Origin of the sequence: Mycobacterium sp. (genome assembly GCF_050701675.1) — a bacterium.
In the GTDB taxonomy this organism is placed as follows: Bacteria; Actinomycetota; Actinomycetes; order Mycobacteriales; family Mycobacteriaceae; genus Mycobacterium.
The window spans coordinates 1-1712 of sequence record NZ_JBOGDD010000608.1; the positions used below are offsets into that span (position 1 = coordinate 1).

The following is a 1712-nucleotide window of genomic DNA, read 5'->3' on the forward strand; positions in this document are numbered from 1 at the left end:
CGGCCGCCCACATGGCGTCGACCGAGCGCCCAACGCCGAGGACGAACCGCCCACCCGAGAGTCCCTGCGCGGTCATCGCCAGGGATGCCAGGAGCGCGGGATGGCGTGACTGCAAATGTGTGATGCCCGAGGCAATCTGGACGGTCGAGGTGACCTGACTGGCCGCCCCGGCGATCACCCCGAGGTCCTTGGTCCCCCACCGCTCGCTGAGCCACACCGTCTGGAGTCCGAGGCGCTGCGCCGCCCGCGCCTGACCGACCACGGCGCCGGGATCGGTGACGCGCCCGGGCAACACGTAGGCGCCGAGCGCGATGCGGCCGAATCGATCGGATGTCATTCCGCTATTCTGACAGTAGTGTTCAGTTTTCGAAAGGATGCTGATGGCATATCAGTCGGGGCGCGGTGACGTCGGCGACCGGGTGAGCGACGTCATGCGCAGTTGGCTGCCTGACCGACTGGCACCCGCAGGCGCGACCGACCTCGGCATCTCCGAGTTCACCGCCCCACAGGCGGGCTACTCCGGCCGGACGGCGTTCTTCACTGCCACCTGGACAGATCCCGCCGGCGCTCGTCATGCCGAGGATCTGGTGTTGCGCGCCCAGGCCGACGATCATCAGCTGTTCACCGTACCCGATGCTCCGCGACAGGCCGAGGTGATGCAGCGACTCGGCGCCAATGGCATCCCGGTGCCGGACGTCCTCGGCATCGAACGCGACGGGTCGGCTCTCGGGTCACCCTTCTATCTGATGCGAAGGGTCTTGGGCCGGACTCCGTCGGACGTACCGAGCTGGCACAAACGGGGCTGGACCGTCGAACTCTCGCCAGCGGATCGCGCGCTGCTGTGCAACAACGGTTTACGTGCACTCGTCGATCTCCATCACATCGATGACCCCCTGACTCTTGGCTTCCTCCGCGGCGAGGCGGACTCCACTCGCACGGCGCTGCAGCGTTATCTAGACAAGCTCGCAGACTGGTACGAGTGGTGCCGTGCCGACCAGGACGTCGGCGCCGACACGCTGGCGGAGGCGTTGACGGTGATCCTCGATTCGGCTCCCGACACCGACGCCGAGACGGTCGTGTGGGGTGACGCGCGGGTCGGGAACATGAGCTTCGGCGACGATCTGTCGGTCGTCGCGCTGTTCGACTGGGAGACGGCGGGGACGGGGCCGCCCGACATCGACCTCGGCTGGTGGCTGATGTTCGAGCGCTTCCTGTGCGAATCGCTGGGATTCACCCGCCTGCCCGGCGTTCCCGACGACGAGGAGATCGTGCGCCGCTACCAGGAGTTCGGCGGCACGCTCACCGGCAACATCGTGTATTACCAACTGGTGGCTGCCTTCGTGCTGTCACTGATCAACAACCGACTCGCGCGACTCCTAATTCGTGACGGACTGGATACCGTTACGGCTCAGAGCTATCCGCAGGCGGCGGTCACATTGGTCGAGCGGTACCTCGATCAAGTGTAATTCTGCCGAACTAGAACTGCGCCATGCCTTGGTCGACCGACAGCCGCGTGGCCGTGACGAAGCGCGACTCGTCCGAGGCCAACCAACACACAGCGGCCGCGACGTCCTCTGGCTCGCATGCCCACTGCGGGAGGAACGGTGTGCCCATGTTGTTGAGCGTGGGGTTGGTCTCGATCGCGGCGAACAATGCGGCGATCATGTCCCCGCCGCCCATCGGCGTGTTGACCGGCCCGGGATGCACACTGT

At 66.1% G+C, this 1712-nt stretch carries 3 protein-coding genes; 1 reads left to right on the plus strand and 2 read right to left on the minus strand.

Translation table 11 applies throughout. From position 1 onward, the window contains the following. Positions 1 to 337, minus strand: a 337-nt coding sequence (locus tag ACRDUX_RS18730) for an LLM class flavin-dependent oxidoreductase (protein ID WP_526415521.1), incomplete at its 3' end; no start/stop codon positions are given. A gap of 43 nt (positions 338 to 380) precedes the next feature. On the opposite strand from ACRDUX_RS18730, the gene ACRDUX_RS18735 reads away from it, so the two are divergent. After that, complete coding sequence (locus tag ACRDUX_RS18735; protein ID WP_526415522.1) at positions 381 to 1466, plus strand: phosphotransferase family protein; 1086 nt, start codon at positions 381 to 383, stop codon at positions 1464 to 1466. 10 nt (positions 1467 to 1476) lie between these two features. On the opposite strand, the gene ACRDUX_RS18740 is transcribed toward ACRDUX_RS18735, so the two are convergent. Further along, positions 1477 to 1712, minus strand: a 236-nt coding sequence (locus ACRDUX_RS18740; protein WP_526415523.1) for an SDR family oxidoreductase, incomplete at its 5' end; no start/stop codon positions are given.

Bases quoted from the DNA above. Each gene is read 5' to 3' on its own strand.
- ACRDUX_RS18735 (WP_526415522.1), top strand. From the start codon at position 381: ATGGCATATCAGTCGGGGCGCGGTGACGTCGGCGACCGGGTGAGCGAC.